At 66.3% G+C, this 26,629-nt stretch carries 1 protein-coding gene; it reads right to left on the reverse strand.

Annotation, left to right across the window (positions count from 1 at the left end):
* Positions 1-14: 14 nt before the first annotated feature.
* Positions 15-26,360: an LEPR-XLL domain-containing protein gene (locus ACFQ4E_RS01885; protein WP_386801220.1), complete on the reverse strand. Its 26,346-nt coding sequence runs from the start codon at positions 26,358-26,360 to the stop codon at positions 15-17.
* Positions 26,361-26,629 lie beyond the last annotated feature (269 nt).

Consider the following 26,629-nt stretch of genomic DNA (forward strand, 5'->3'; position numbering starts at 1 on the left):
TCCCGAACGCATAGTTACAAACTGCCTCGTGTCCCGAAACGCTCGGACCAGTTCACCAGACCGCTCCCGAGCGCCCCCTCGAGCTCGGCGCGCTGCGCCTCGGCCTCGGCCTCCGGCGCGTCGCTCTCGGGGATCGGCAGCATGGCCGGAGCCGCGCCTTGGGCAACCTCCGAGGCGCCGGTTTCGGCCAGAAGCGCCGCGAGATCTGTGCCGAGCCCGCGCAGGAGACGCGCCTCGCCCGGATCGATCAGGCCGCCATCCTCGTCGAAGACCCAGGCCGAGGGCGCCGGAGTGTCGAGGCTCGGGGTGATGCGCTCGGGCACGCCGACGCCAAGGGTCCGCTCGCCGACCGAGATCGTCTCGGACATCAGGTGGTTGTCGCCATGCGCCAGATCGACCAGGTGCCCGAACTCGTGCATCAGGACCGACAGAAGGTCGATATGCTCGGCAGCCGCCGACGCGCCCTTCGCCGTCAGGAGCGGACCGGCGAACTCGCGGTCGTCGCCCGGCGTCGGGTCGACGAACCAGCCGTGTCCGGCCGCGTCGCGGTCGATCAGGATGCGCGCGCCGTCGATCTTGCCGAGAAGATCGCCCTGCAGATCCGCAAGCTGCGGCTGGAGCGCGGTCAGCGTCGCCACCACCTCGTCCGAGAGCCCGAGGAAGGCCCCGAGACGACGGATCGCCTCGGCGGTCAATGCGGCGAGCTCCTCCTCGGTGGGCTCGGTGCCGTCATGGCCCGAGCCGAGCGTCGCGGCACGGAGCGCGGCCTCTTCGAGGACCTCCTCGACCGCGATGGCGGGATCGTCGGTCGCGATGGTCGCCGACAGGACCTGGACGCCGCCGTCGAGCGCCACCAGACCGGCGCGGCCATCGACGGTGAGCGCGCTGAAGGCGTGGCTCAGGGCGGCGATGCCGTTGACCACGACCGACACGGTGCTGCCGCTCAGAAGGACCGAGATCTCGTGGGTCTCGCCGTCGGCCAGGGCAAAGCCGATCTCGGCGTCGATGACGACACCTCGGCCCGCCTCGACATGGCCGATCAGCACCCGGTCGCCCGCCACGTCGAGCGCGGCGAACTTGTAGCGGTCGGTCGAGAGGAAATCGAAGACCAGACCGGCGATGCCCGCCGTCTCGATCTCGGCCCCGAGCTTGAGCTTGGAGTTTGCCCCGAAGACCAGCGTGCCCGCGGGCAGACCCGCCTCGGCGGAGAGATCGAAGAGGCTGACCGCCCCGTCCGTCGCTGTCCCGTAGGAGCCGTCCGCGACGCTCCAGTCGCCGCTCTCGGCCGCGAAGACGCCTGCATCGGCCTCGAAGCTCTCGACCCGCTCATAGCTGAGGTTCGGCGGCAGGACCTGCACCGCGAAGTTGTCGAGACGGGTGATCGAGTTGTCGGCCCCGATCCCGATCAGGCCCATGTTGAGCCCCTGCGGCACGCCATAGGCGATCCGCGCCTCGAAGGTGTGGGACAGGAAGACCTGGTTGTCGACGCGGACGGTGACGGTGGTGCCGTTCACCGCGACCAGCAGGTTGTAGAAGGTCCCGCCCTTCAGCCGCATGTTGTCCTGCACGTCGACATGCCAGCCCGAGGCATCGCGATGGCCGATCTGGATCTTGTCGAGCTTCTGGTTGATCCCGGCGAACTTGAAGTCCTGGGGGCCCTGGTAGTCGAAGATGATGAAGCCGTTCGACTCGTAGCCACCGGTCGGGTGGTCGGCCGACAGAAGCGCCGCGATCTCGAAATAGCCGGGAAGCGGGTTCTGCAGGTGATAGACCGACACCGCGTCCTCGCCGGGCGCCGCAGGCGCGACCGCGAGCGCGCCGCGCTCCACCGACCAGCTGCCGCTGTCGGCGGCGAAGCCGTGCAGGGTCTGCGTCTCGGTGGTCTGTCCGCCGCCGCCGTTGCCGTTGCCCGGATCGGTCGAGTTGAAATCCTCGGCCGCGAAGACGTCGCGCGCACCGCCGGGGATGTTGCCCGCCTGCGGATCGTCCGGCGCGCCGGTCTGGTCCTGCCAGAACGGATCCTGCTGGTTGACCGCGCCGATCTCGCCATAGGGCTCGCCGTTGCGGCTCACGTCGCCGCCGGTATCGACGAACCGGGTCGGGTCGGCCCCGTCCGCGGCACTCAGCGCATAGAGATAGTCGTAGAGCTGCGGCTGCACCGAGCGGCTGATGTGGAAGGCGCCGAAGGGCGCGAAGGGCACGATGTAGGAGTTGAACTCGCCCACCCAGTCGATCAGGCGGTCGGCCCCGGTATTGCCGATCAGCACGTCGCGTCCGGCGCCGCCATAGGCGATGTCGGCATAGCTGTTCGAGGTATCGGGCGCCTGGCTCATCGGATCGTTCGGATCGTCCCGCACGTCGTCGGCATCGAGCATGTCGTCGCCGAAGCCGCCATACATCCGGTCGCGACCCGTGCCGCCGACCAGCCAGTCATGGCCGAGATCGCCGAAGATCACGTCATTGCCGTCCGACGGCTTGTAGGTCAGGACCGCGTCGCCATCGCTCTGCGGCGAATAATCGTTGGTCGCTGCGGCGTCCTGGGAGTCGAACATCAAGAGGAACGGCACCGCGCCCGCGGTGTCAGAGCTGGCGAAGACAAAGCCGTTGCCCGGATCGTAGAAGATGTAGGGGCGCGGGTTGAACTCGTCATAGGCCGCGAACTCGTTGGCGCGCAGGGTGCCGTCGGCGGTGGTGCCGCCGCCGAAGTTCAGGACGTCGCCCGGGTTGCCGGGGTTCGAGAAGCTGTAAGGCAGGTTGGTGAAGACAAGCTGGCCCTCCGCGCCGCCGACGCCCGCGGGCACGGTGACTTGGGCGGCCATCGCCTCGGCGCCCGAGATCGCATCCGATCCGAAGCCGCCATGCAGCGAGTCCGATCCGAGACCGCCGAAGATGATGTCGTTGTCGTTCTGAGAGCCGTCATCGACCTTGGCGAAGGGATCCGAGGTGCCCGCCTCTCCGGCATCCACCGGGAAGAAGGGCGTGAGATCGACGGTCTTCTTCAGCTCGCCCGCGAGATGGATGGTCGATTGCTGGATCTTGCCCGGCGTGTAGATGAAGAGCCCGGTATCGACTTTCTCGATCCCGTAGAGCGGCTCGGACAGATCGGCCCGGTCGCGCAGGTCGATATTGCGCGAGGTGAAGATCCGCCCGTCGCCGCCGATGACGCCATCCTGGCCTGTGCCGCCCGAGATCCACTCATGGCCCCAACCGCCGATGATGTCGTCATCGTCGCTGTCGCCATAGAGGATATCGCTGCCGGTCATGCCGTAGATCGAGTCGTCGCCGCTCTCGCCGTGGATCTCGTCCCAGCCGCCGAGATCGAACTGGGCGCTCTCCGGATCGACATCCGCGCCGCCCGGCGTGTAGTCGAGGAGATCCGCCACCCGCACCACGATGCGTTCGCTGCCGCGCGAACCGTCGTAGCCTTCGAAGTTGGTCGGGTTGTAATGCTCGCCTTGGGTCGTGGTGTCGGGCATCACGTCATAGACGAAGGCCAGGTAGGCCGTGCCGTCCAGCGGCTCGTCGTTCTGGTCGACATCGGTGACCATGCGCAGGATGCGGCCATTGTCGCCGAGGATCATGTCGCCGTCGCGCGAATGGCGATCCTCGATGGCGATGTCGACCGTGTCGCCCGCGCTCGGGGTCTCGACATATTCGTTCCGCCCGATGCGGATACCGGAGCCGCCGAAGATCAGGTCGCTGCCCGAGGGCGCGCGCTTGTCATAGGTGCCAAGGCCGAAGAGATCGGAGTTGTCGCCGATGATGTCGTCCTGGCCGAGACCGCCGAAGATGACGTCATTGCCGCCATTTCCCTCGATATAATCGTCGCCATCGGTCGCCGCCTCGAAGCTCGGCGTGATGGTCAGAAGACCATAGGTCCCGTCCGCGGTCTGCCCGTCGCGGGACGCGGTGGCGCCGACGCTCAGGCCGCCATCGCCCTGGATCGTGTCATTGCCGAGCTGGCCGAAGATCTGGTCGTCCTTGCCGCCGCCCGCGATGACATCGTCGCCGAAGACGTTGCTGTCCGCCGCGACGGTGATGTCGTGATCCCGGAGCGTGATCTGGAAATCCGACCAGGCACTGGGCCCGTCCGGATCCACCCGCGCGAAGCTCCACTGGTCGCCGCCCGCATAGCCGTCATACAGCGCCGCGCCGTCCGGCCCGACATTCAGCGCCGAGCCATAGAGCTGGCCTGTCACCGGATCGACCAGGCGGAAGCGCACATTCGCGTGGTCGCCATATTCATTCGCGCCCGCGGTCCCGATCCGATCCAGCGTGACATTGTCGCCGAAGATCAGGTCGCGCCCGGAATTGACCGCGTTTTCGTCGTTGGTGCCACTGATATTGTCCCCGTCGATCTTGTCCGAGCCGGCCCCGCCGATGAGCACATCCTCGTGCTCGTCGCCATAGATCACGTCGCCGCCGCCCATGGCGTTGTCGGTGACATCGACATGGCGCACGATGTTGGAGAGAAGCTCCATCTTGCCGAAATCGCCCAGCGCGATGTCGTTCTGCTGACCGGCATGGATCTCGTCGCCACCGGCGCCGCCGAAGATCAGGTCGTCGCCCAGATGCGCGGTGATCGTGTCGCCCGCGCCCTGCCCGGCATTGAGCGTCCGGATCACGTCGAGGGTCCTCAGGTCACGCGCGCCCAGCGCACCGGCTGCCACCAGTTCGGTGGCGATCCCGTCCGCGGCGATCTCGTCCCAGATCAGCTGGCCGTTGTCGCCAAGGATGATGTCCGCAGCGTCGTTGTCTGTCTCCAGATCGCCCTCATGATCGCCGTGGATCACGTCCGCACCGATGCCGCCGAGCAGGATGTCGGAGCCCGAGCTGCCGCGCACCGTGTCGGCGGACGGGAAGTCATTGGTCGCGTCGAGCGTGCGCAGCGTCGCCAGTTGGCCCCCGATGAAGGTCAGCCGCCCGTTATCGCCGATGACGATATCGTCCCCGTCGATCGCCGCATGGGCGTTGTCCGACGCGTTGCCGTCGAGGATGTCACTGCCATAGCCGCCGAGGATGATGTCCGCACCGGCATTGCCCGCGATGGTGTCGCCGTCTCCGACCTGGTCGTCGAAGCTCTCTATCAGAGACACCTGCGTAGCGACGAAGACCATCCGGCCGTTGTCCCCGATGATCCAGTCGTCGCCATCGGTGGGCGCACTCTCCACGCTGCGCAGCGCGTTGGTGTGGTCGCCGAAGATCAGGTCGGCACCGATGCCGCCCAGGATAGAATCGTCGCCCGCGCTGCCGCGGATGGTGTCGTTCGAGGCGAAACTCTCGTTCACATCGAGCGTGCGCAGCTCGACCAGATCGCCACCCGTGAAAGTCAGTCGCCCGTTGTCACCGACAAGGATGTCATCGCCATCGAGCTCGAAGAAGCGATTGTCCGACGCGTTGCCGTCGATGCTGTCGCTTCCATAGCCGCCGAGGACGATGTCCGACCCGGCAGAGCCGGTGATGGTATCGGCCGCGCCGAGCGTGTCCTCGAAGCTTTCGATCAGGGTGACGATGCCGCCGGAGAAGACGATCTGGCCGTTGTCGCCGAGGATCCAGTCGTCGCCATCCGCCGCCGCGCTCGACGCGGAGCGCAGGCTGTCCATGCGCTCGCCATAAAGACGGTCGCTGCCGATGCCGCCGAGAATCGTGTCGGACCCGGCCTGGCCGGAAATCGTGTCATTCCCGCCCGAGACGGTCTCTTCGTCGGTGGTCTGAAGGCGCAGCACGACGCCCGCGACGTAGTCGGCGACACCGTGATCGCCGATCACCAGATCGTCGCCGGTCCCGGCATCGACATTGTCGCTGCCCGCACCGGCGAGGATGCGGTCGGTGCCCTGATGCGTCGCGATGACGTCATTGCCGGAGGTTCCGACATCCATGCCGTCATTGCCGACAAGCGTCGGGTCGAAGTTGAAGAGGATGTCGAGCGGGATGTCCGCTTCGGCCGAGATGCGGTCTCCGCGTCCGCCGCCGCCGAGGCGCATCTGTTCGCCGTCGGAGGTCCAGACCGCACGGCCCTGATCGCCGAAGACGATGTCATTGGCCGAGCCGGTGTAGATCGTGTCGTTGCCCAAGCCGCCGAAGACCACGATGTCGCGGCTCGTGCGGGCGAGGCCGTCGACCGGGACGCCCGTGGTGCCCGATGCCACGCCATCGGCATCGACAAGGTCGTGGCCCTGCTGGGTGTTGACCGCGAAGAAGCCGTCGCTTCTGTCGAGTGAGACATAGACGCGGTCGGCCCCGGCCCCGGTATTGAGCTGGGTCACGGTCAGCACGCCGTCGCGGGCATGGGTCTCGGTGACCGTCACGGTATCGGCGAACTGGCTGGTCCAGTAGGTGACGCCGCGCCCGAAATCGCCGCTGTCGCTGGCGGAATAGGCGATGGCGGCGGGCGCCAGACCCGTGACCACGACCTCGCCCGCGGCCCCGGTGCCGATGCGGATATCGCTGTCACCTGTGCCAGTGCCCTCGTCCGAGATCATCAGGCGGTTGCGGCCGCCCTCGGCATTGAGCGTGAGCCCGCCCCAGATGCGGTCGAGATCGCCGGAGAGATAGTCGAAGGACGGGGCCGAGATCGCGTGATCGAGATCGGCATCCGAGGCGACATAGATCGCGTCGCTGCCGCCCTGCATGTTGATGACCGTCTCGGCGGTGGTGCCCTGGACGCTCACCACCTGGTCGCCGGAGCCGAGATTCAGCACCAGCTGCTCGAGGCCGTAATAGTTGATCCCGTCGGTGCGGCTCTCGACCGAGACCGAGACACCTGCGCTGACCTGCAGAACCTCCAGCAGGCCGACGAGACCGTCGCCCGCGCCATCGGTGCGCAGAAGGCCGTCGAAATTGATGATGTAGACGTCGCCATCGACGCCGCGCGTCTTGACCACGGTGATGTCGGTGGCGAAGCGGCTGCCGAGGAACATGCGCTGGAGCGCGTTCTCGACCTCGAAGGCCGTCGCGCCGACACGGATATCGACCCAGTCGGCGCTGAGCTTGTTCTCGTAGCTGTCGCCCTCGGTATTGGTGAAGTCGAGACCCAGCCGGAAGGTGCCGGAGGTGCCCGAGACGGTGACGATCTGGCGCTGGTTGGTGACCGCCGCCTCGCCGCCTTCGCGCAGGGTCGAGACGATCGCGGGCGCGTCGCCGCGGGCGATCATGGTCACCACATCCGTGCCGCCGAGATCGCCGATGAAGCGCAGCGCGTAGCCGCCGTTCTTGCTCAGCTCCTCGACCACGAGGTTGGTGTCCGCGGTGATCGTGCCGCCATCGGCCACGGCCGTGAAGGCGGTGAGCGCGTTGAGCGCGGCCACGATATTGGCGAGCGTCTGGCCGTCGGTGTCGCTGATCTCGATGGCCGAGGTGATTTCGCCGTCGAAATCCAGAAGGAAGGTCTGGCCGCTGGTGCCCGAGAGCTCGAGAACCTGCACCTCGTCCGCCGGGGCGACATTGGTGCCCTGGTCGCGGGTGGTGACGGTGATGCTGGCCACCGCATCCGCCGCCGCCGTGCCGCCAGAGCCCAGGATCGGCGCGGTCAGGGGATCGGTCGCGTCGCTCGTCCCGACAAGCTCGGAGACGTTCATGCCCGCAAGCTCGCCCTGGAAGCGGATGACGTAGATCGAGCCGTCATTGCCGCCGGTCCCGGCATTGTCGAGATCCGAGCCGAGCGACATGCGGGTCACGGTGACATTGCCGAGCCCGATGGAGGAGAGCGCCTCGAGCGCCGCCTGAACGACCGAGGCCTCGGCGTCGTGATCGAGCGCGATGGTGCTGACGCCATCGAAGCTGAGGGTGAACTTGCCGCCCGAGGCCTGGACCTCGACCACCTGCGTCTCGTTCACGCCGCTCATGCCGAGCCCGGTGATCGAGTCCTGCGTCAGGAGAAGACGGTTCGCCGCGGTGTCGAGATCGTCCAGAAGCGTGACGCTGTCGGTCTCGTCCCGCGCCACGAGAGCGCCGGTCGCCACGATGAGCTCGGCCACCTCGACCTCCTTGAGCGCGCCGAGGAACTCGATCCGGTAGGAGGCGCCGTCGCGCACGACGTCGACATTACCGGTGCGGACATTGGACAGCGCCGCGAGCGCCGCCTTGACGGCGTCGGCGCTGGGCTGGGCGCCGTCGGTATGAGAGATGCTGGCTGTCGTCCGGGTGACGGTGCCGACGGTGACGGTCAGGGTGAAGCTGCCGCCCGCCGCGTTGAGCGTGAGATACTGGACCTCGTTGGTCTGCTCGGCGGTGCTGCCATTTGTGAAGGTCCAGACATCGGCGATCAGCGGATCGCCGTTGATCGTCAGGAGACCGCGAATGTCGTCGACGACACGCTCGGCGCCGAGCGTGCGCTCCTGGTTGCCGATGGTGACCACGTCCGAGCCGACGCCGGTATTGAGCGTCGTGTGACCGGCCGTCGAGTAGATCGCGACCACGTCGTCGCCGCCCGCGGTGTCGATCAGGGTCGTCCCGGTATGGGTGCTGCGCACGGTGAGCGTGTCGACGCCGCCCGAGAGCCGCAGCTCGACATGCTCGAGATTGCCATAGGTGATCCCGCCCGGCTGCAGATTCCCGGCGATGGCGATGTTGGGCACCATGCCGAAGCCGGTGATCCGGGTGGCGGTCAGCTCGCCGATCTCGTCGCGGATCGAGTCGGAGTTGACAGCTGTCAACGTGTCGACCTGGTCGGCCTCGTTGACGAAGTAGTTGAGCGAGTTCTCGGTGATCGCGACCGGCGTCCCGACGATGACCAAAAGGCCGAAGGCCTCGTTGATGGTCAGCGTGACGACATCGCCGGACACGGTGACCGCGGTGATCAGGCGGAAGACGCCGTTCTCGGGGTTGTCCTTGTCGGAGATGGTCAGGGTCTTGTTGAGGAGGTTCTCCTCGGGCGTGCCGATCTTGATGTAATCGGGCATCGCCGCGAGCGAGAGGGTGATGGTCAAGCGGTCGTCCGAGATCTCGGCGATCTGGTCGTCGGCGGGCCGCGCGTCGATCTCGCCCGGCATCAGGACCGCGTTGCCGAGACCCGCGAGCGAACCGTTGCCGCCGCTGCCGTCGATGATCAGCGGACCGCGGATGCGGTTCAGGACGTTCGGCATGTCGGGGAAGGACATGCTGTCCTGCCCGTCGATCACGCTGTCCTGAACGGCGATGACGGTGACGGTGATCCCGGCCTGCCAGTTGTCCGCGGTGAAGGTCAGCAGCAGCGTGCCGTCGGCCAGAAGCTCCTGGTTGGCCCCGCCATCGAGGAACGCCACCTGCGGCTCGAAATAGGCGATGGGACCGGTCGAGGTACGGGTGTCCTCGGGCCGGATGCGGATGGTGACGGTCTCGCCCTCGGGCGGAGCCTTGGTCAGGCGCACGGTATAGGTGTCGGAATAGCCGGCCTGCCCCGCGGTCTTGCCCTCGATGACATTGGTGGAGCCGCCGCTTTCCTCGACCACCACGCCCGGCGCGTCGTTGTCGCCGGTCTGGACGGTCAGGCTGTCGGCCACAAGCCCGTCGAACCCGTCGCGCTGGCGCTTGTAGTCGACGGTCACGAGACCCGACTGGAACTCGGGCGCGCCATTGGCATCGGTGAAGGTCACGACATTGCCGAAGACGGTGAAGCGGCCGATGGCGAGCGCGACGCCGTCGATCTCGACCGTGATGACCGGGTTGTCGACATCGAGGACGACGAGCCCGTCGCCATTGGCCTGCAGCGCAACGGGCCCTTGCGCGTTGATCTCGATCTCCCAGCCGGTTGCGGTCTTCTTGACGCCGACCGAGTTCTCACCGAGCGTCTGCAGGGCCTCGAGCGCGGCTTTCAGCGCGTCCGCGCCGATGTCGAAGGAGAGGTTCGCGGTGCGCTCGCCCTGATAGGTCAGGAAGAACGTGCCGCCGACCGTGTTGCTCGGCAGCGCGATGATCTGGTTTTCGATGTCGGTGGCATCCAGCGTCACGGTGCCGCCGGTGATCTGCACATCGCTGCTGAGCGTGATCGAGGATTGCGCGGTGCCGGTCGAGGTGATGGTCACCCCTTCGACAACTGCGGTCGCGTCGCGGTCATCCGACAGTAGGAACGCATCGGATTCCGCGACGATCTTGTCCTTGTCCAGCGCGCTCATGGCCGTGTGCGTGATCACGGTGAACCGCGCGCCTTCCACGGTCGTGTCGTCGATCGCCGTCACGGTGACGGTGACCTTCTGGTTCCAGTTCGACGCACTAAAGATGATCGTGAGCGAGCCGTCGGGATCTTGCGTGCCGCGCGCGCCGCTGAGCGTCACCTGGGCAACGCCGAAATCGTCGGCGAGCGGCTTGAGCGTGATCGAGACGGGACCGTCGGGCTGGCGGGTCAGGAAGACGTCGTAGGTGTCGCCGGTCTGGCCCTCGATGGCGTCCATTTGCGCTTGCGAGCGCAGAACGGCCACGCCGGTGGCGTCGTTGTCGACGATATTGGCCACCATGTTGGGGACCTTGAGGTCGTGATAGCGCTGGATCGCGTAGATCGAGCTGTCGGTCAGATCGACATCCCACGGGCGGTCGACGGTGAACCAGTCGGTGCCGTTGGCGGTGATGGTCGCGGTCTGGCCCGCACCCGCACCGGCGATGATCTCGATCTTCGCGCCGACAAGCGCGCCGGCGGTCAGCGTCGCATCGGGATCGGTGACCGAACGCTGGGCCGAGCCGGTCAGGAGACCGGTGAACACGTGGCCCTCGATGGTCAGGACCGTGGCACCAGCCGACTGGGCCACCGCGACGTCGCTGGTGTCGTAGATCGTGTAGGACAGGCCCGCCACATCGCCGGTGAACGTGGTGAACGGCGCTGCGAGCGTGATCGTCGTCTTGGTGGAGGACGCAATGATCCCGTATTCGGTCGTGGTGCCATGCGTCACCGCGAAGACCTTGCCTTCGAGGAAGGGCGCGGTCTCGACATCGCCCTGGACGCCGAAATTGGTGTTGCGGTCCTCGAAGGTGTCTGTGCGGGTCTCGACGCCGGTGCCGATGATCGAATCCGTCACCGTCAGAAGCCACTCGCTCTCCGCGGTGGGATAGGTCTCGAACTCGGTGCTGAGGGTCAGCGCGACCAGGTATTTCTGGCCCGAGACCAGGATCGAGGACGCGGTGTCGTAATTCGCGTCGAAGACCCAGGTCGCATCGGTGACATAGGCGAAGCTGCCCTTGCCCGGCCCGTTGGTGACCTCGAACTCGGCACCGATCAGGGCGCGCAGTTTCGCGTCGTTATCGGCGGAGGTGGTGTCGACATCCGACAGGTCCAGATCCTCGAAGATCTCCGCATCGAGATAGACCGTCGTGCCGACCGACGCGGCACTCTCGAGGCCGCCCTCGTAGGTGTCGGCGCTGATGACGCTGTGCTGGATCTCGGCGTAATGCGCGCCCTCCTCGCCCGCATCCTCGGGCGCCTGGACATAGACCCAGGCCGAGAGGATGCCGTTGTCCCAATCCTCGGGCGTGAAGGTCAGGGTCAGGCTGGTGGTGGCGCCGGTGAAGTCGCTGCTCGCCGACAGAAGGACGTTGGAATAGCCCTTCGCCAGGTCGTCCGCGACCGGCAGGACCGCGCTGAGCGTGATCGAGACCTCGCGCTCGGGGCGGCGGGTAAGGATGACGTTGTAGCGGGCGTAGCTGGTCGATCCCTCGACCACGCGCAGATCGCCGAGCGGGCCGTCGGCGAAGAAGGCGATGGCGGGCTCGTCATCGTCCACCACATTGGCCGAGACGCCCTCGATATTGACGCCGTCGAAGATGCCCGGGGTCGTGCCGCCGTTGATGGTCGACTCGACGCTGTGCGCGATCAGGCCGGAATGGCCCTTGAGGTCGTTGGCGACCACGGGCGGGCTGTCGCCGCCGGTGACGAAGGTGTCGGTGCCGAGACCGCCGACGATCTCGGTGCGGACGCCCTCTTGCGTGCCGAGGATGAAGAAGCGGTCGTCGCCCTCGGCCCCGTCCACGGTGAGGCTCTCGACCTCGGAGAACTGCACGTCGCGCCCGGCGCCGAAGACGCCCTCCTGGGTGATGACGATATCGTCCGCGAACTCGGTGCCGATGATGATGACGCTGTCGAAACCGTCGCCGCCATTGATGGTGACGGGCGCGTTGACCGCATACTGGACAAGGTCCGCACCGCCGCCGCCGGAGATGTCCGTGACCTCGCGCTTGTCGTCCTGGCTGCCCTCAAGCGCGAAGCTCCGGAGCAGGAACACATCGTCGCCGTCATTGCCGCGCAGCGAGAGCGGCGCGAGGTTATGCAGAACCTCGAAATAATCGTTGCCCGAGCCGCCGTCGATCAGCATCGAGGCGCTGATCCCGTTCGAGAGATAGCCCTTGGTGGTCGCGATGGTGGCGTAGGCGTCCTCGTCGCTGAGGCCGGTATCGGTGTTCACGTCGCCGATCGCGGTGGTCTGCGGGCCGTCGCGGCGGGTCTCGAAGATCTGGCCGACCTGGAAGCGGTCGTCGCCGATGCCGCCGGAGATCTGCGCGACGATCAGCGTGTCGTCGATCACCATCTGGTCGTCGCCCGACAGGAGGCTGATGATCATGCCCGCGTCGATGCGGCCGTCATAGTTGATCCGCTCGATCCCCGCGGAGGGGTCGAAGCCCTGATGGGTGTCGCTCTGGCTGAAGGACGCGATGAAGCCGCGCGCGGAATTGGCGCGCAGGAGCAGGTAATCGTCGAGCGCGGTGCCCTGAACGTTCAGCAGATCGCCCGAGCCGTCGCTGTCGCTCACGTTGATGACCGCGTTGCCGACACCGGCGAACGCGATGTTGAAGAGATCGCTGCCGCCCTGGCCGTCCAGAGACAGCTCCGCGCCGATCGGGTTGACCCCGGGCGCGATGTGCTGGGACGGGTCGAAATCGGGGTTCGCGAAGGTGAGCGACCAGGTGGTGGCGTCGGTGACCGCGGGCGACAGCACCAGGTCGAAGCCGATCAGCCCCTCGTCCAGCCGGTCGAGGGCGATGTCGTTGACCTCCAGAGCGCCGGCGCCATCGAGCGACAGGGCCACTTCGCCCAGCGCCAGGATCAGGCGGTCGAGCGCCGCCTGCTCGTCCTCGGAGAGCGCCGAGAAGTCGCTGACATCAGCGAGCCCCGGGAAGAGCGACAGGTCGAGATAGATGTCGCCATCCGCACCGCTCGCGCCTTGCTCGATGGTGCCGTCCCCGCCTTCGACGGTCAGCTCTTCGACCACGACCTGCGGGAAGGTCAGGCGGCGGTTCACGGTCAGCGTGTCGTCGCCGCCATTGCCGTCGACGAAGGTGGTGCCAGAGATGCGCTCGACCTCCAGCGTGTCGGCGCCCGCGCCGCCCGACAGCGTGGTGTCGCCCAGATGGGTGCCCTCGATGAAGAACACGTCAGCCCCCTGGCCGAGACGGATCGAGAGGCTCTGGAACTCGCGATAGTCGACGCCCTCGGCGAGGCCGAGGCCCGACAGGAAGGTCTCGACCAGAATGCCGGTCTCCGCCCCGTCATCCGAGGTGGTGTCGCCGCTGTCATCCACGATGAGCCGGTCGCCTTCGCCCGCGCCACCGGCCACGAAGAGCGCACCCGCCACGGCGGATTGCTTGATGGTGTCGATGGTGCCGCCGACGGCGTCGAGCGCGTTGACCTGCGCCGCCGAAAGCTGGGCGTGCAGGCGGTAGCCGGTGGTCTTGTCGCCGCTGCGGGTCGCGGGGCGCACGAGGCCCAGCACCAGCGCGGTCGCGATCGGTGCGTTATCCGCGTCGAGCAGCGCGCGGACGAAGATCTCCTTGCCCAGATGCGCGCCGGTCGCATCGGCGCTGATCTCGATCCGGCCATTGGTGCCGTCGGTGACGAAGCGCGCGGTGAGGTCGGTGAGATAGGCGTTCAGGAGCGAGATCAGGTCGGCGATGGTCGCGCTGTCGGTCAGCGCGGCAACGCTGCCCGTCGCGGCGGCCAGGTTGACGGCCTGGACGGTTTCGGCACCGGTGCTGTCGACGAGAACGATCTCGAACTGGCTCTGGGACGTATCGACCTCGTCCGAGGCGTTGAGCGGGAAGCCCAGGACCTCGGCGACGGTATCGGTGCTGTCGCCATTATTGCCGAGCGCGGTGAGGCGGGTCGCCGAGGTGACGGTCGCGCCGGAGCCCAGGATGATGTCGTCGTCGCCGCCCTGGCCGCTGATCTCGACCGACATGGTCTCAAGCGTCGCGTGCAGCCAGATCGTGTCGTCGCCGCCGCCGGCATTGACGAAGAGCGTCTCGATCCCGGCATCCTCGAGCACGACGACGGCGCGCATGGCCTGGCCGAGCTGGATCTGCTCGTCGGTGATGGCGATGGCATCCGCATCGGCGGTGCCGACGATCTCGAGCGTGTCGGTGTAGAAGCTGAAGCCGGTGTCGTTGATCGTCACGACGCCCCGCAGATCCTCGTTCGAGACGTCGTCGCGCATCTGCACGATATAGGCGTCGCCGCCGTCGCGCCCGTCGACGCGGATGCCGTCGCTCGAGGCCGCCGCGATCAGGAAGCGGTCGTCGCGGCGCCCGCCGATGAACTCTTCGATGGCGACATTGCTGACGGTGAGGGTGTTTTCGAGACCCGGAGCGGTGAAGCCGAAATCGTCGGTTGCGGTGATGCCAGCCGCACGGATCTCGAGATTGATCCGGGCGCGCGCCTTGGTGAAATCGAGGATGTCGACCGCGCCCGCGTCGCTGTCGGCCTCGCCCTGGATCACATCGGTGCCCCAGAGCTGCTCGATGATGTAGGTGTCGCTGTCGGCGCCGCCTTCCATCGTGTCGTTGCCAAGGCCGCCGAGCAGGCTGTCCGCCCCAAAATTGCCGACGAGGGAATCGTCCCCATCGCCACCTTCGAGCCAGTCGGCAGCGGCGTTGCCCGTCAGCCTGTCGTCGCCCAGACCGCCTTCGAGCGTGTCTTCCTGGGTGCCGCCGGTGAGCGTGTCGTCGCCCTCTTCGCCCACGGCACGCACGGCCACGGCCATGCCCTGCGCCGAGAAGCTGTCATTGCCCGCGCCGCCGAAGAACAGGATCGAGCCCGCGAAGCCGGACCAGTCGCCCGCGAGGGTGATCGAGTCGTTGCCCTCGCCCGCGAAGATCACAATGCGGTCAAAGCCGCGGACATCGACCTCGTTGATGATGGGCACGCCCGTGGCCAGACCGCCCGGTGTCAGGTTCACGCCATCGACGGTGCCGGTGATGACCAGCGTCGTGCCGGTCAGGCTCAGCGTGAAGACCTCGTCGCCATCGGTGGTGTTCTTGTTGATCCGCTTGTCGGCGAACTCGCCCATGTTGATGCGGATGTCGCGACCGACCTCGGCGAACATGAAGGGCGGGCGGTCGATGGTGATCGAGAAGGCGAAGATCGTCTGGTCGATCCCGGCCTGCGCGAACGGGTCGATCGAGAAGACCTCGGCACCGAAAACCTCGACGTAGAACTCGAAGAACCAGCTCACGGAGCCGGAGATGTCGAACACCGCAAAGACGTTCTGCGATCCGTCGGCGAGATAGGTCGAGGCCGCGATCTCGTCGAGGCGGATGCGCCCGTCATAGTCCGGATCGTGCCAGTTGAAGAAGAGCGAGCCGGTGATGCCTGCGCGGATGCCGATCTCGGCGAAGCCGCTGATCCCGAGTCCGGCCGAGAAGGTAACGGTCGCGCTGAGGGTCAGCTCGACCGGATCGTTTAGAGACAGGCCCGTGCGGTCGGGCGTGAGCGAGGTTGCGTCGCCCTCGGTGAACTCGTCCACGTCGAGGAAGAAGAAGCCGTTGCCGATATCGGCGACATTGCCGGTGCGCGCGAAATCGCGGTAGCCCGCGGTGTCCATGCCGAGTTTCAGCGCGATCTCGATCCCGATGGAGAAGCTGACGCCGATGGTGACCGGCACCGGGCCCGCCATGACCGTGTTCTTGGCACTGACGTCGAACGCGATCGAGAAGGTCGGCAGGCCGAGCTGGAACAGATCGACATCCGCGCCGACCAGCATGCGCAGGGTCTGTTCCGGCTTGTTGAGGATCGGGAAACTCAGCGAGAATCCGCCCGAGAACCCGGCGCTTCCGCCCTTGGTCAGCTCGCTCGTCTTCGTGGTCTTTCCGGTGTTCGGGTCGAGCGTCTCGGTCTTTTTCGAGACCTGTCGGGACAGCGAGATGTCGCCGTTGATGATGCTCATGGAGCGCGAGCGGGTGGTGGTCTTCGAGTTGATCGTGTTGCCGTCGAACGTGCCCGAGCCGGACTTGCTCTCCGAGGTCGCGGACGAGCCGCTGGCGACCGAGATACCGCCGGGTTGCGGAGTGGTCTGGGGATCGAAGAACTGGCCGAGGTCGGACGCGCCACGCACGTCCGGCACCACCATGCCGCCGACATCGAGCCAGATGTCGCCGTCGTTTCCAAGCGAATCCTGCAGCTCCGCCACCCGTTCGCCGAGACCGCGGATGGTGCCCAGCGCCTCGAGGAACTCGAGGGCCGCGAAGGCCGCGGCGCCGCCCGCGGCGGACTTGTTGCCCGCAAGCCCGGCAAGCTCCTCGAGCGTGTCGATCCAGCGATAGTTGCGGCCCTTCAGGAAGGTGAAGATCGGGTCCTTCTTGAACAGGATGCCCTCGGTCGGGCTGATCAGCCAGTCGAAGGGTTCGAGGAATTCGTTGAAGATGTTCAAGAGCTTGGCGACGAAATCGCCGAGAACCGAGTTGAGGTTCATCTGCGTGTTGACGAAGTTCACCGTCGGCGCGTTGACGTTATCGATATAGCCCGAGTCGAACTCGCCCGTGACCGCGCCGAAGCTGGCCGTCGGATCGAAGCCGAGGCTCTGGATAGACAGCTTGGTGCCGTTGATGTCGACGAGCTTGAACGTATAGGTCGTCAGACCGTTTGTCGTGCTTCCGGCGCCCAGGGTGTCGATCAGGAAGACGCCGTTCCGGCCCGCGGCCCAGGTGTCCCAAAGGACGATCTGGACGCCGTTGGCGAGGCCCTGCACCTCGTCGATCTCGATCTCGAAGATGATCTCGCCGGCCGAGTCGATGCGGACATCCGAGATTTCGGGCAGGATGAATATATCGCCGGTATTTGCAGTGTATTTGCTGTCGCGATATCCGGGAACGCCGGAGCCCTTGGCGGCGTCCTCGCCGGTTGTCAGGTTGAGGAGGAACGCGCCCTGCTCGCCCGCCCCGTTGTAATCATCCTCGTTCTCGTTCGAGAGGTTCGAGAAGGCGAGATCGGGCAAGGTCTTGGAGATCGAGAAGACGTCGTTGACCTTGATCCGGATCGGCGCGGGCTGGTCGGGCGAGGAGCCGGTGGCGTTCTCGATGCGGATGATACCGCCATCGGTGAAGTTGCGCGTGCCGTCATGCACGGCGACCATCGGCGTCGAGACGTTGATGACCTGGTTGCTGTCCTGAAGCTCCAGCAGCTTGACCGAGTCCAGGAACGCGGAATCGCCGAAATAGCGCGCCGCGCGGCCCTGAAGCTGCGCTTCGAGATCGGCGCCGTCGGCGTCGATCAGCGCGCGTTCGATGACTTGCCAGTAGATGCTGGCATCGGTCCGAAGCTGCGGCGCCGAGAGGAACTGGTCGAACCGCTCGGTCGTAACCTCGAGATTGATGTCGGTGATCGCGCTCAGCCGCGCGTCGATGATCGAGGAGAAATCGGTGGTGTTCAGCAGCTCCGAGATCGACGCCATGCCGTCGGCCCCGGCCTCGCGGTCGGGATCGACGATGTCGATCTTGTAGGTCGCCTTGAAGCTCGATTGCGGCGTGCCGACGAGCCAGACGATCTTGCCGCCCGAGAGCGCCGCGCCGGTCGGAGCGGTGATCGTCCGGTCGAGCGTCAGGACCGGGTTGGTGCCGGACAGGTCGATATCGGTGATCGTGTACATCTCGAAGCCGGCATCCGTGTCGGTGGGCTCTCCGGTGCGGAGCGCGATCCGGTAGCCCCGCGCGGTGTCGAGCGCGCCGAGGTAGTTCTCGTAATGATCGTCGAGCAGGGTGAAGGTCACCGAGTAGCCGCTCAACGTCGCGTCGTCGATGGTGCCCGATCCGGTCACGTCGCTGAGGGTAAATTTCAGCCGATTGTTCAGAGTCTCGTTCGCTTCGAAGATCGCCTTGCCGGTGGCGACCTCGGCGCCGCTGGCATTGGTGAAGCTGACTTTGTAACCCAGCCCCGGCTTGTTCAGGATCGGCAGGATATTGGCGTTGGAGGTGTAAGAAATGTTGAGTCTCTGCTGACCGCTGGCAACCTCCACATCCCCGGAGGCAACCGCGATCTTCGTGGCGCTTTGCGGGGTACCGAGCGCGAGCAGGAACTCGGCGATGTTGGCCTCGGCGATCCTGCCATTGCCGATGGTGATACCGCTTCCGGTCGCGGTCAGCGTCAGCTTGTCGCCGGTGACGTTCGCCCCGCTGCCGCTCAAGAGATCGGTGAAGTCGAGCACATCGGCCGAGAAGAAGGACAGCGAGCCCTCGTGCTTTTCGAGGTCGGTCCCGGCCTCGTTGATGATCCGCGCCTCGATGTCGATGACCAGCTCGTCCGCGCCGGACACGTCGGAATAGAATCCGAGCGTGCGGCTGAAGCCGAAGTTGAAATCGAAGTTGAAGCCCATCAGAAGCTCGACGCCCGCGTCGATCGTCAGGTTCACCGCCCGGAGCGTGTCGCCGATGTCGAAATAGGTCTCGAACTCCGGCAGCGCGCGGAGCGCCGCGGCGAGCTCGGAAAAGAGCGTTTTCTCGCCGTTCTGGGTCCCGTCGGTGATCGAAATCCAGCGGTCGATCAGCGCGTTGACGTCCATCTTCGACTGGCTGAAGTCGAGATCGAAGGAGATGTCGTCGATCGCCTCGGGGTCGGAAAGGAGGTTGTTGTAGCCGGTGGTCTGCTTGGACGTCTTCGTCGTCGTGCCGGAGGTGACCGTCGCGACCACGTCGCTGGCCTTCCCGGCGCTGGTGAGGCCAAGACCGAATTTGCCGGTCCCGAAGGCCTCGTAGAGCGCGCGCTGCATCAGGTCGACGGTCTGGGCGGCGGTCATCTCGGCCGGCGAGGTGATGTCCAGCCGCGCGGCGACGCCGAGATATTCGCGGATGTAGCTGAGCAGAAGCTGCGCGCGCAGGGTGGTCGAAATCAGGCCTCCGAGGCCGTCCATCGCCTCGCCCATGATCGGCAGCGATCCGCGGGTGAAGACCACATCGTCGAGCGCGCCTTCGAGGAGGAAGAAGAACTCGTCGATCCCGGCGATCACCGCATCGGGATTGGCGATCTGGTCGATGGGCCCGAGGAGCCCGTCAATCGCATCGGACTTGGGCAGATTGAGAGTGAAATTCGTCGTGCTGCCGTTGGACGCGGCGGTCAGGTAGTTCGCCAGGTCGTCGATCTCGAGTCGGATCGGATTGACCAGCGTCAGGCTGTCGCCCGAGGCAATCGTCCTGGCGTCGCCAAGGACCACGATCGTGGTGACGCCGGTCGTAGCATCGTAGGAGACCGCGTTGTTTTTCTTGAGCTCGAACGAGTTTCCCGCAAGCGCGCCGGAGTTTACTCGCAGGATATGTCCGGCGTAATTCGACTGGTTGACCCCGACCGCAGTGATCGTGGTGCGCATCGTTGTGGAATCATACGACGCGCCGGTCGCGCTGCCGATGTCGCCCTGGAGCGGGTCGCGGCCATTGGCGAGGAAGAGCGGCAGGAGCGCGTCGGCGAAGCCGGTGGCGGTCGCGGTGACGGCGGCGTTGAAGCCGGTGCCGTTCAGGCGGAGGTCCTTATCGAAGGTGACGCTGAACTGCGCGGAGGTATTGTTGCCGGAAAGCTCGGCGCTGGCGCCGACGGCCTTCAGCGTGGCCGGGCCGACCTGGATCGTGTCTCCGGCGGGCGAGCCGGCAAGGCTCGTCTCCACCTCGAAGCTGATCTCGCTGTCTTCGAGGACGTCGCTGGTGACGGAGGAGCCGCCGAAATTGATCCGCAGGTCGAGATCGAGAAGCGCCTCGGCATTCAGGATCAGCAGCTCGGAATCGGTGGCGACGATGCCGTAATCGGCAAGCGTGCCGCCGAAATTGGTGTCCGAGTTCGCCGCCGCGAGCGCCTCGAGATCGAGACGCAGCTTGGCCGCGCCGTCCTGGATCGAGACGATGAAATCGTCGATCCCGACGGTCAGGTGGGACACGCCGCTGCCATGCGTGGCGGAGACGGAAATGGTGCCGAGACCGGCGGCCGCCAGCTGATCGCGTAGCGCCTGGACGTTGATAACCTGGTCGGGATCGAAGTCGCGCAGCGCATCGGCGAAAGCGTCCGAGATGTCGAGCAGATCGAGCACGGATTCCTTCAGGAGCGGCAGATCGGTGTCGAGCAGCTTTTTCGTCTTGTTGGCGTCGTCGAGCTTGGCAAGCACATCGGTCACCAGCTTTTCGAGCTGGGCGTTAATGTCCTGGGCGGTGATCCGGGTGAAGGTGTCGAGCACCGCGGCATTGGTCTTCGAGACCGTCAGGGCGCGGCTGGGCGTCTGCTGCCGCTTTGTGAAGCCCAGCTCCTTGGCGCCATCGACGATGTCATCGCCGCTGATCTGCGGGTCGATGACCAGGACCGAGACATAGGTGTCGGGATTGCCGACGGTCGAGGTGAAGCGGATCTTGTTGTTCGCGACCTCGGCGGTGATCCAGAGGCTGAGATCCTCCTCCGCTCCGGTTTCCGGATCGCGCGCCTTCGCGAGCGCCGCGTTCAATTCACTCGCGATGCCGGTCAGGCTGCCGTAACTGCCCGCCTTGAGCGACACGAGGAAGCCGCGCGAGCCGTTGATCGAGATACGGAAATTCGCCTCCCCGTCCAGCGTGCCCGTGGTCGTCGCCATGGCGTTCGCGCTGATCCGCGTGGGCACCGTGGGGCTTGTCAGCCAATTCGGCAGTCCGACCGAAAGCGACGGCGCGGTGGTTCCGAGCGTGATGAAGCCGCCCTGCGCGGCGATGGAATTGAAGCTCAGCGAACTGGTCGCGGTGCCGCCTAAGGTCACCAGGTCGCCGTCGCCGACGCGGATGTTGAACGGGTCGGAGATCGCCGCGCTGGCGAGGTTGTCGGTGACCGTCGCCAGAAGCGTGCCGTTGGATCTGAGGTTGAACTCGAGCCCGCCGGAGAGACCGAGGCTGCCCGTCGCGGTGATCCCGAGAAGACCGTAATTCGCCACCACGTCGAAGCTCGCGGCGGAGAGGCTGACGCCGTAGCCGATCTCCATCCCGCCGGTGGTCGAGCGGTCGAGGAAGAGGCTGGAGGCCCCCTGAAGGCCCAGCGCGTTCTCGGCGAGACCGATCTCGCTGAAGGCGGAATTGGTCAGAACGCCCGCGATGTTGCGGTCGTCATGGCCCTCGGCGGCCAGCACGCGCAGGCCCAGTTGCTCGGCGCTCGCGCCTTGGATCACCAGTCGGTTGTCGAGCCGCTCGGCCACCGCGATGCCCTCCCCGAGGGCGTCGTCGAGCGCGGTCTGCAACTCGTCCTGCAACACGCTGGCGACGGAGCGGTAGAGCGAGCTTTCGAGGATCAGCGTATCGGGGTCGATGAGGTCGATATTGGCCGCGTTCAGGGCGGTATTGCCGTCGCGGATCGCCGCTTCGATCGAGGCGCCCGACACTTCGAGCACGCGGCTCGTGCCTGAAACGGTGTCGGCCAGGACCAGCGCGCGCAGACCGGCGAGATCGCCGTCGAGGATCTCGATCACGCGGCCGACAAGCTCGCCGCCGCTGGTGCCGATGGACTCGTTGATACTGACGGTGAGGGTGACCGACTCGCCGCTCATCGACGACGAGCTGATCGACCCGGTCTCGGTGAATTTCTGACCGCCGACGAAGCCCATCTCGTAGCCCGCGGGGTCGCCCGGCGCGCTCTCGAAGCCGAGCGAGGTGACCTTGCCGGTCGCGGCGCTCTGGCCGGTCTCGGTCAGGCTGATCGCGGTATTCTTGACGCGCAGCGTCAGACGCTCTTCGCCGTCGATCGTGGTCTTTCCGAAGACCAGAAGCGTGTCGAGCGCGGTCGCGGCGGAATAGGTGACGGTGTCGTCGGTCGGATCGACGGGCTGGCCCGCGCTGGCGAGCTGCGCGTTCAGGTTGTCGATCAGGTCGTCGATGCTGGTATTGGCGAAATTCGCGGAGGCATCGCTCAGCGCCATCGAAACGCTCTTGCCCGCGCTCGGGGCTACCTTGGTCCTGAACTCGAGCTCGCCGCCGACCGCCGCGACGGAGACTTTCGAGCCGAGTTCGAGACCGGTCAGTTCGGACTGAATCTTGGTGATAAAGCTCGCAAGGAGCGCGCTTTGGGTGGTTCCGGTCGGCGCGTCGATGTTGAGGACGTAGTCCTTGGTCGGCGTGCCGAGGACGTCGCCCTCGTTCAGCGACAGGGTCACGTTCCAGCCGCGGCCTGCACTCAGGAGGATGTTCTCGGACCGGAGCACGGCCTCGGTCGTGCTTTGCGCGGACTGGCCGTCGGCGAAGCCGCTGTCCCAGACGATCGCGTCGCCCGCGCCGAGATCCTGGAAGCTCGTGTCGGCGGCGGTGCCATCGGTCAGCCCGGCTTCGAGCAGGAAGGACCAGCGGACCTTGTCGCCGTTGTCGAGACCGAGAACGATATCGAAGGCGGAATCGGCCGACTGCACGCCGTCGGGCGTGGCGGCGATGGTGCCGGTAACCTCGAATTGCTCGGACGTCGCGTCGTTGGCGGAGACGGTCTTTTCGACCGTCGCGCGCGAGGTCGCGGGCGCATCCTCGAGCATGACCTCGACGGCCATGTTGCCGATCACCGCGATCGCGTCGCCGACGCTGGCCGAGGGGCTGAGCGTCTGGTCGAGGGTCAGGACGATGGTGCTGCCGGAGGCGGCGGCATTGGTGATCGCATGGAGCGCGGTGCCGGTACCGATCCGCACGGACTGGCCGATATAGGCCGCGGCCTGGTCGCCGAGACCGCTGACCGTGATCGTGTCGGTGCCGGTGGCGGTCACGCTGCCGGTGCCCACGACCCCATCGACCACCAGCTGGAAGATCGCGTCGCCCGAAAGCACACCATCCTCGGGCAGGTTGACGCCACCGGCGGTGTTCAGAAGATCCTTGATGTCGTCGGTGATCGTCGGGACGCCGACGGTCGCGTCGAGATCGGCGGTCAGGTCGAAGCCCACCACGATGTCGAGCACGCTGGTCGCGTCGAGCGTCACGGTGGCGGGCGCGCCGCTCTTGGTCTCGACGATATCGGTCAGATCGCCGATCTGGCCTTCGCTTTCGGTGTCGACGAAGGCTTCGAGCGTGCCGCTCTCCGAGGTCGAGATCGGCATCCTGAGCGTGCCCGTCGCGGCGTCGTAGCCGAAGACCGGGCCACTCGCCATGCCCAGCGCGCGCTGGATGTCTCCGGAGAGCTCCTTGAGGCTGGTGAAGAGACCACCCTTCTCGACCTCGGTGACCGAGACCGCGCCGCCGCTGCCGCCCACCGCGGCGCCGGTGATCGCGCCCTGATCCTCGCCCGTCAGCTGGCCGATGAACTGGATGCGGTAGACATATTTGCCGCCGCTGTCGGCGAGACGCGCCACGAGGAAATCGTCGGCTGTGTAGGTCGTCGCGCTGGTGGAGAGATTGCCCAGCGCATCGCGGATGACCGCGGCCGAAGGTCCGCCACTCCCGAGCGAGATCGTCCCCGTGGTGGCGCCATCGAAGGTCAGCGTGATGCCGGTCGCGGCGCCGGGGGTGACGGTCACCTCCTGGATCTCGTTCTGCAGCTCGTCCAGCATGGCGTCGAGCCGCGCCGAGAGGCTGGCGACATCGGATAGCGAGACCGAGCCGCCATCGGTTTCGAGACCGGCGGCCTGGACCTCGGCCGAAGTGACGCTGCCGCCGCCATAGGTGCCGGTGATCGCGCTCTGCGCCCGGCCCGCAAGCGTGCCGGTGAAGCCGATGCGATAGACCGCCTCGGTCGCGCTGCCCGAGCTCTTGGTCACGTCGAAATCGCCCGCGACGTAGCCCGCCAGCGCGACGAGCGCGTCGCGGACCGCGTCGGCACCCGCGCCGTCGGTCCCGTAGGTGATGGCAGTGGTGGTCTGCCCGCCGAAGGACAGGCTGAAGGTGCTGCCAGTGCCCTTGGTGACGGTCACCTCCTGCACCTCGTTCACCGGACGCGCGCCCTCGAGATAGGGCAACGACTGGCCGAGCGCATCGCTGCTCTCGATATTGCCCAGCGCGGCGGCGAACTCGGCGATCAGGGTAAAGGCGTCGTCGGCGGAGAGATGGGTGAAACGCTCCAGCTCGGTCGGGATCGACAGGTCGAGCAGACGCTCGGTGGTGAAGATCGACGACACGCCCGGCGCGAGATCGAGCGTGATCGTGTCACTCAGCCCGGCATAAGGCGTGGTGCCGGTGGCGGCGGTTTCGAAGACGCTCGTATCGGCGACGAAGTTCAGAGACGCGCTGGTGCCCTGCTGGGCGAACGTCGATGTGGTGCCATCGGTCGAGGTCGCGGTCAGTCCCACATTGACGGAGTTGCCGGTCCCGAATGTGCCGCCCAGAAGGCCGACGGTGACCGTCTTGCCCGAGAGCGCGTTCGACACGGTGGTCAGGCGCGTGTCCATCTGGGTGATCTCGACCGTGGACGCGCCGATATCGTAGCTGAGCGCGATATCGGTCTCGGCCTTCATCCGCACCGTGGCGTTGTCGGCCGCCTTCACGTCCTGCTCGACCAGTTCCGGCGAGCCGCTCAGGGAAACGTCCGAGCTCTGCTCGGCATCGACGGTCAGCTCCATGACGAGCGACAGATCGCCCGCGGCATCGCGCACGCGGCTGAGCGCGACCGTCACGACCGCCGAGGAGGAGACCCGCGTCACGTTGCCCGCGCTGACCCCGGCATCGGCATAGCCGGTCGCGAACCAGCTGCTGGCCATCGCCTCGATCTCGGCCTCGATCTTGTCGAGCGTATTGCCGTTGGTCGCGTCCAGGTCGACCTCGGCCAGATGACTGAAGAGACCGCCCTTGGCGACGCGACCGCCGGTCAGAATGCCGCCGCTGCTGGTGCTGCCCAAGAATCCGAGCGGCTCCACACCCGTGCCGGAGACACCGATGCTGTCGCCCGCGGCGTCGCGCAAGAGGAAGCCCGAGCGATCGGCCGTCAGTTCGAGCGTGACGCCGGACGTGCCGAGATCGGCGAAGGCCTCGGCCGCGCGCGCGATAAGGCCGGCGACATTGATGCTGGTCGAGGTCTCGAGCGTGGCAGAGGCCCCGCCGACGGTGACCGTCAGATCGCCGGAAATCCCGAGATCGGCCAGCTCGGTGTCGAAGGAGATGACCGACCCGGGGCGGGCCCAATCGGCAAGGCTGAGCGTGCTGAGCGGCACCCGCTCATCGTAGCCCTCCTGCGCGTAGAAGGACGACTCGCGGAGCGCCAGGTCCTCAAGCGCGGCAACGACCGCATCGCGGTCGTCAGTGATGGCCGAGTCATTGAAGATCTCGACGCTTTCGGTGGTCGCGGTATCGACGGTGACCGTGGGATTGGTGCCGAGCGACACGACCAGGTCGGTCCCCGACAGGGTCTGGCTGTCATCGGTGCCTTCCGCGTCGATCAGAACGCTGTCGGTCCCGCCATTGCCCTCGACCCGCAGATCGACGCCAAAGAGGCTGCTCGCGATAGTAAACTCGTCGCCGCCACCGAGACCCTTGAGCGTGATGGCCTCAATCCCGGTGACGGTATCGGGCAGATCGGAGGCGTCGATGATGTCGGCTCCGGAGGTGCCCTCGACGATCAGCGTGTCGGTGCCGTTGCCGCCGTCGACCTGCGTTGTGCCGGTCAGCCCGACGATCAGCGTGTCCGCCTGCCCGCCCCCCGAAAGCGTGGCCTCGCCGGTGTAGTCGGAGGCGTCGATCGTGTTGGCACTGTTGCCACCGGTCAGGACCGCGTTGGCGATCGTGTTGGTCGTAAAGGCGCGCTGGCGGGTGTCGGAGCCGTCGATGCTTAGGTCCTCGTCGAACCGGACCACGACATCGCCGTCGTCGCTGGTCTGGGTCGCGCTGCCGACGACCAGCGTATTGTCGTTGAGCGACATGTCAGTGTTCTCGCTCGCGGTCACTTCTCCGTTCGGGCCAAGATCGGCGCTGATGGTGCCGCCGCCGCCCGAGAAAATGCTCAACACGCTGGTCAGGGCCAGGGTGTCGCTGCCCCCGGCGCCGTCGAAGATGATCTCGATGCCATCCGGCACCGCCGCGTTGCCGCCCGACGCCGCCGAGAGACGCAGCGTATCGGACCCGGCGGTGCCTTCGATCCAGAGCTGCGAATTCACCAGCTCCGAGAGCAGCCGTGTCGAGACGGCGCCGGAGCCGTCGGTCAGCGAAAATATCTCGTTGGTGGCGTTGTATTCGAGCGTCAGATCGGTTGCGGCCCCGAAGGACAGGTCAGCCGCCAGAAGCAGGCGCGGCTCCAGCGGCTCGAAGCTCAACTTGGCGGGGCGCCCCTCCGCCTGTGCCGTAGCTGGTTTTCGTTTCAGAGCTTTCAGCCGCGGCAGGGTTCCGAACGACTGTTCAGACTCGCTGGTCCAATCGACGCGATGGGACGGATCTCCGAAGGGATGGGCCATGGCAGCAGCTCCAAAAAAAATGGCGCGCGACATCACGTATCGAGCGCAAAATCAGCGCATTTTTAAAAAGATACTCGGCCCGAGACCGGGGTCTCGGAGTACAGAACTGAATTGATGGTGCACCGCGACCG

This window comes from Litorisediminicola beolgyonensis, assembly GCF_042679605.1.
GTDB lineage: Bacteria > Pseudomonadota > Alphaproteobacteria > Rhodobacterales > Rhodobacteraceae > Litorisediminicola > Litorisediminicola beolgyonensis.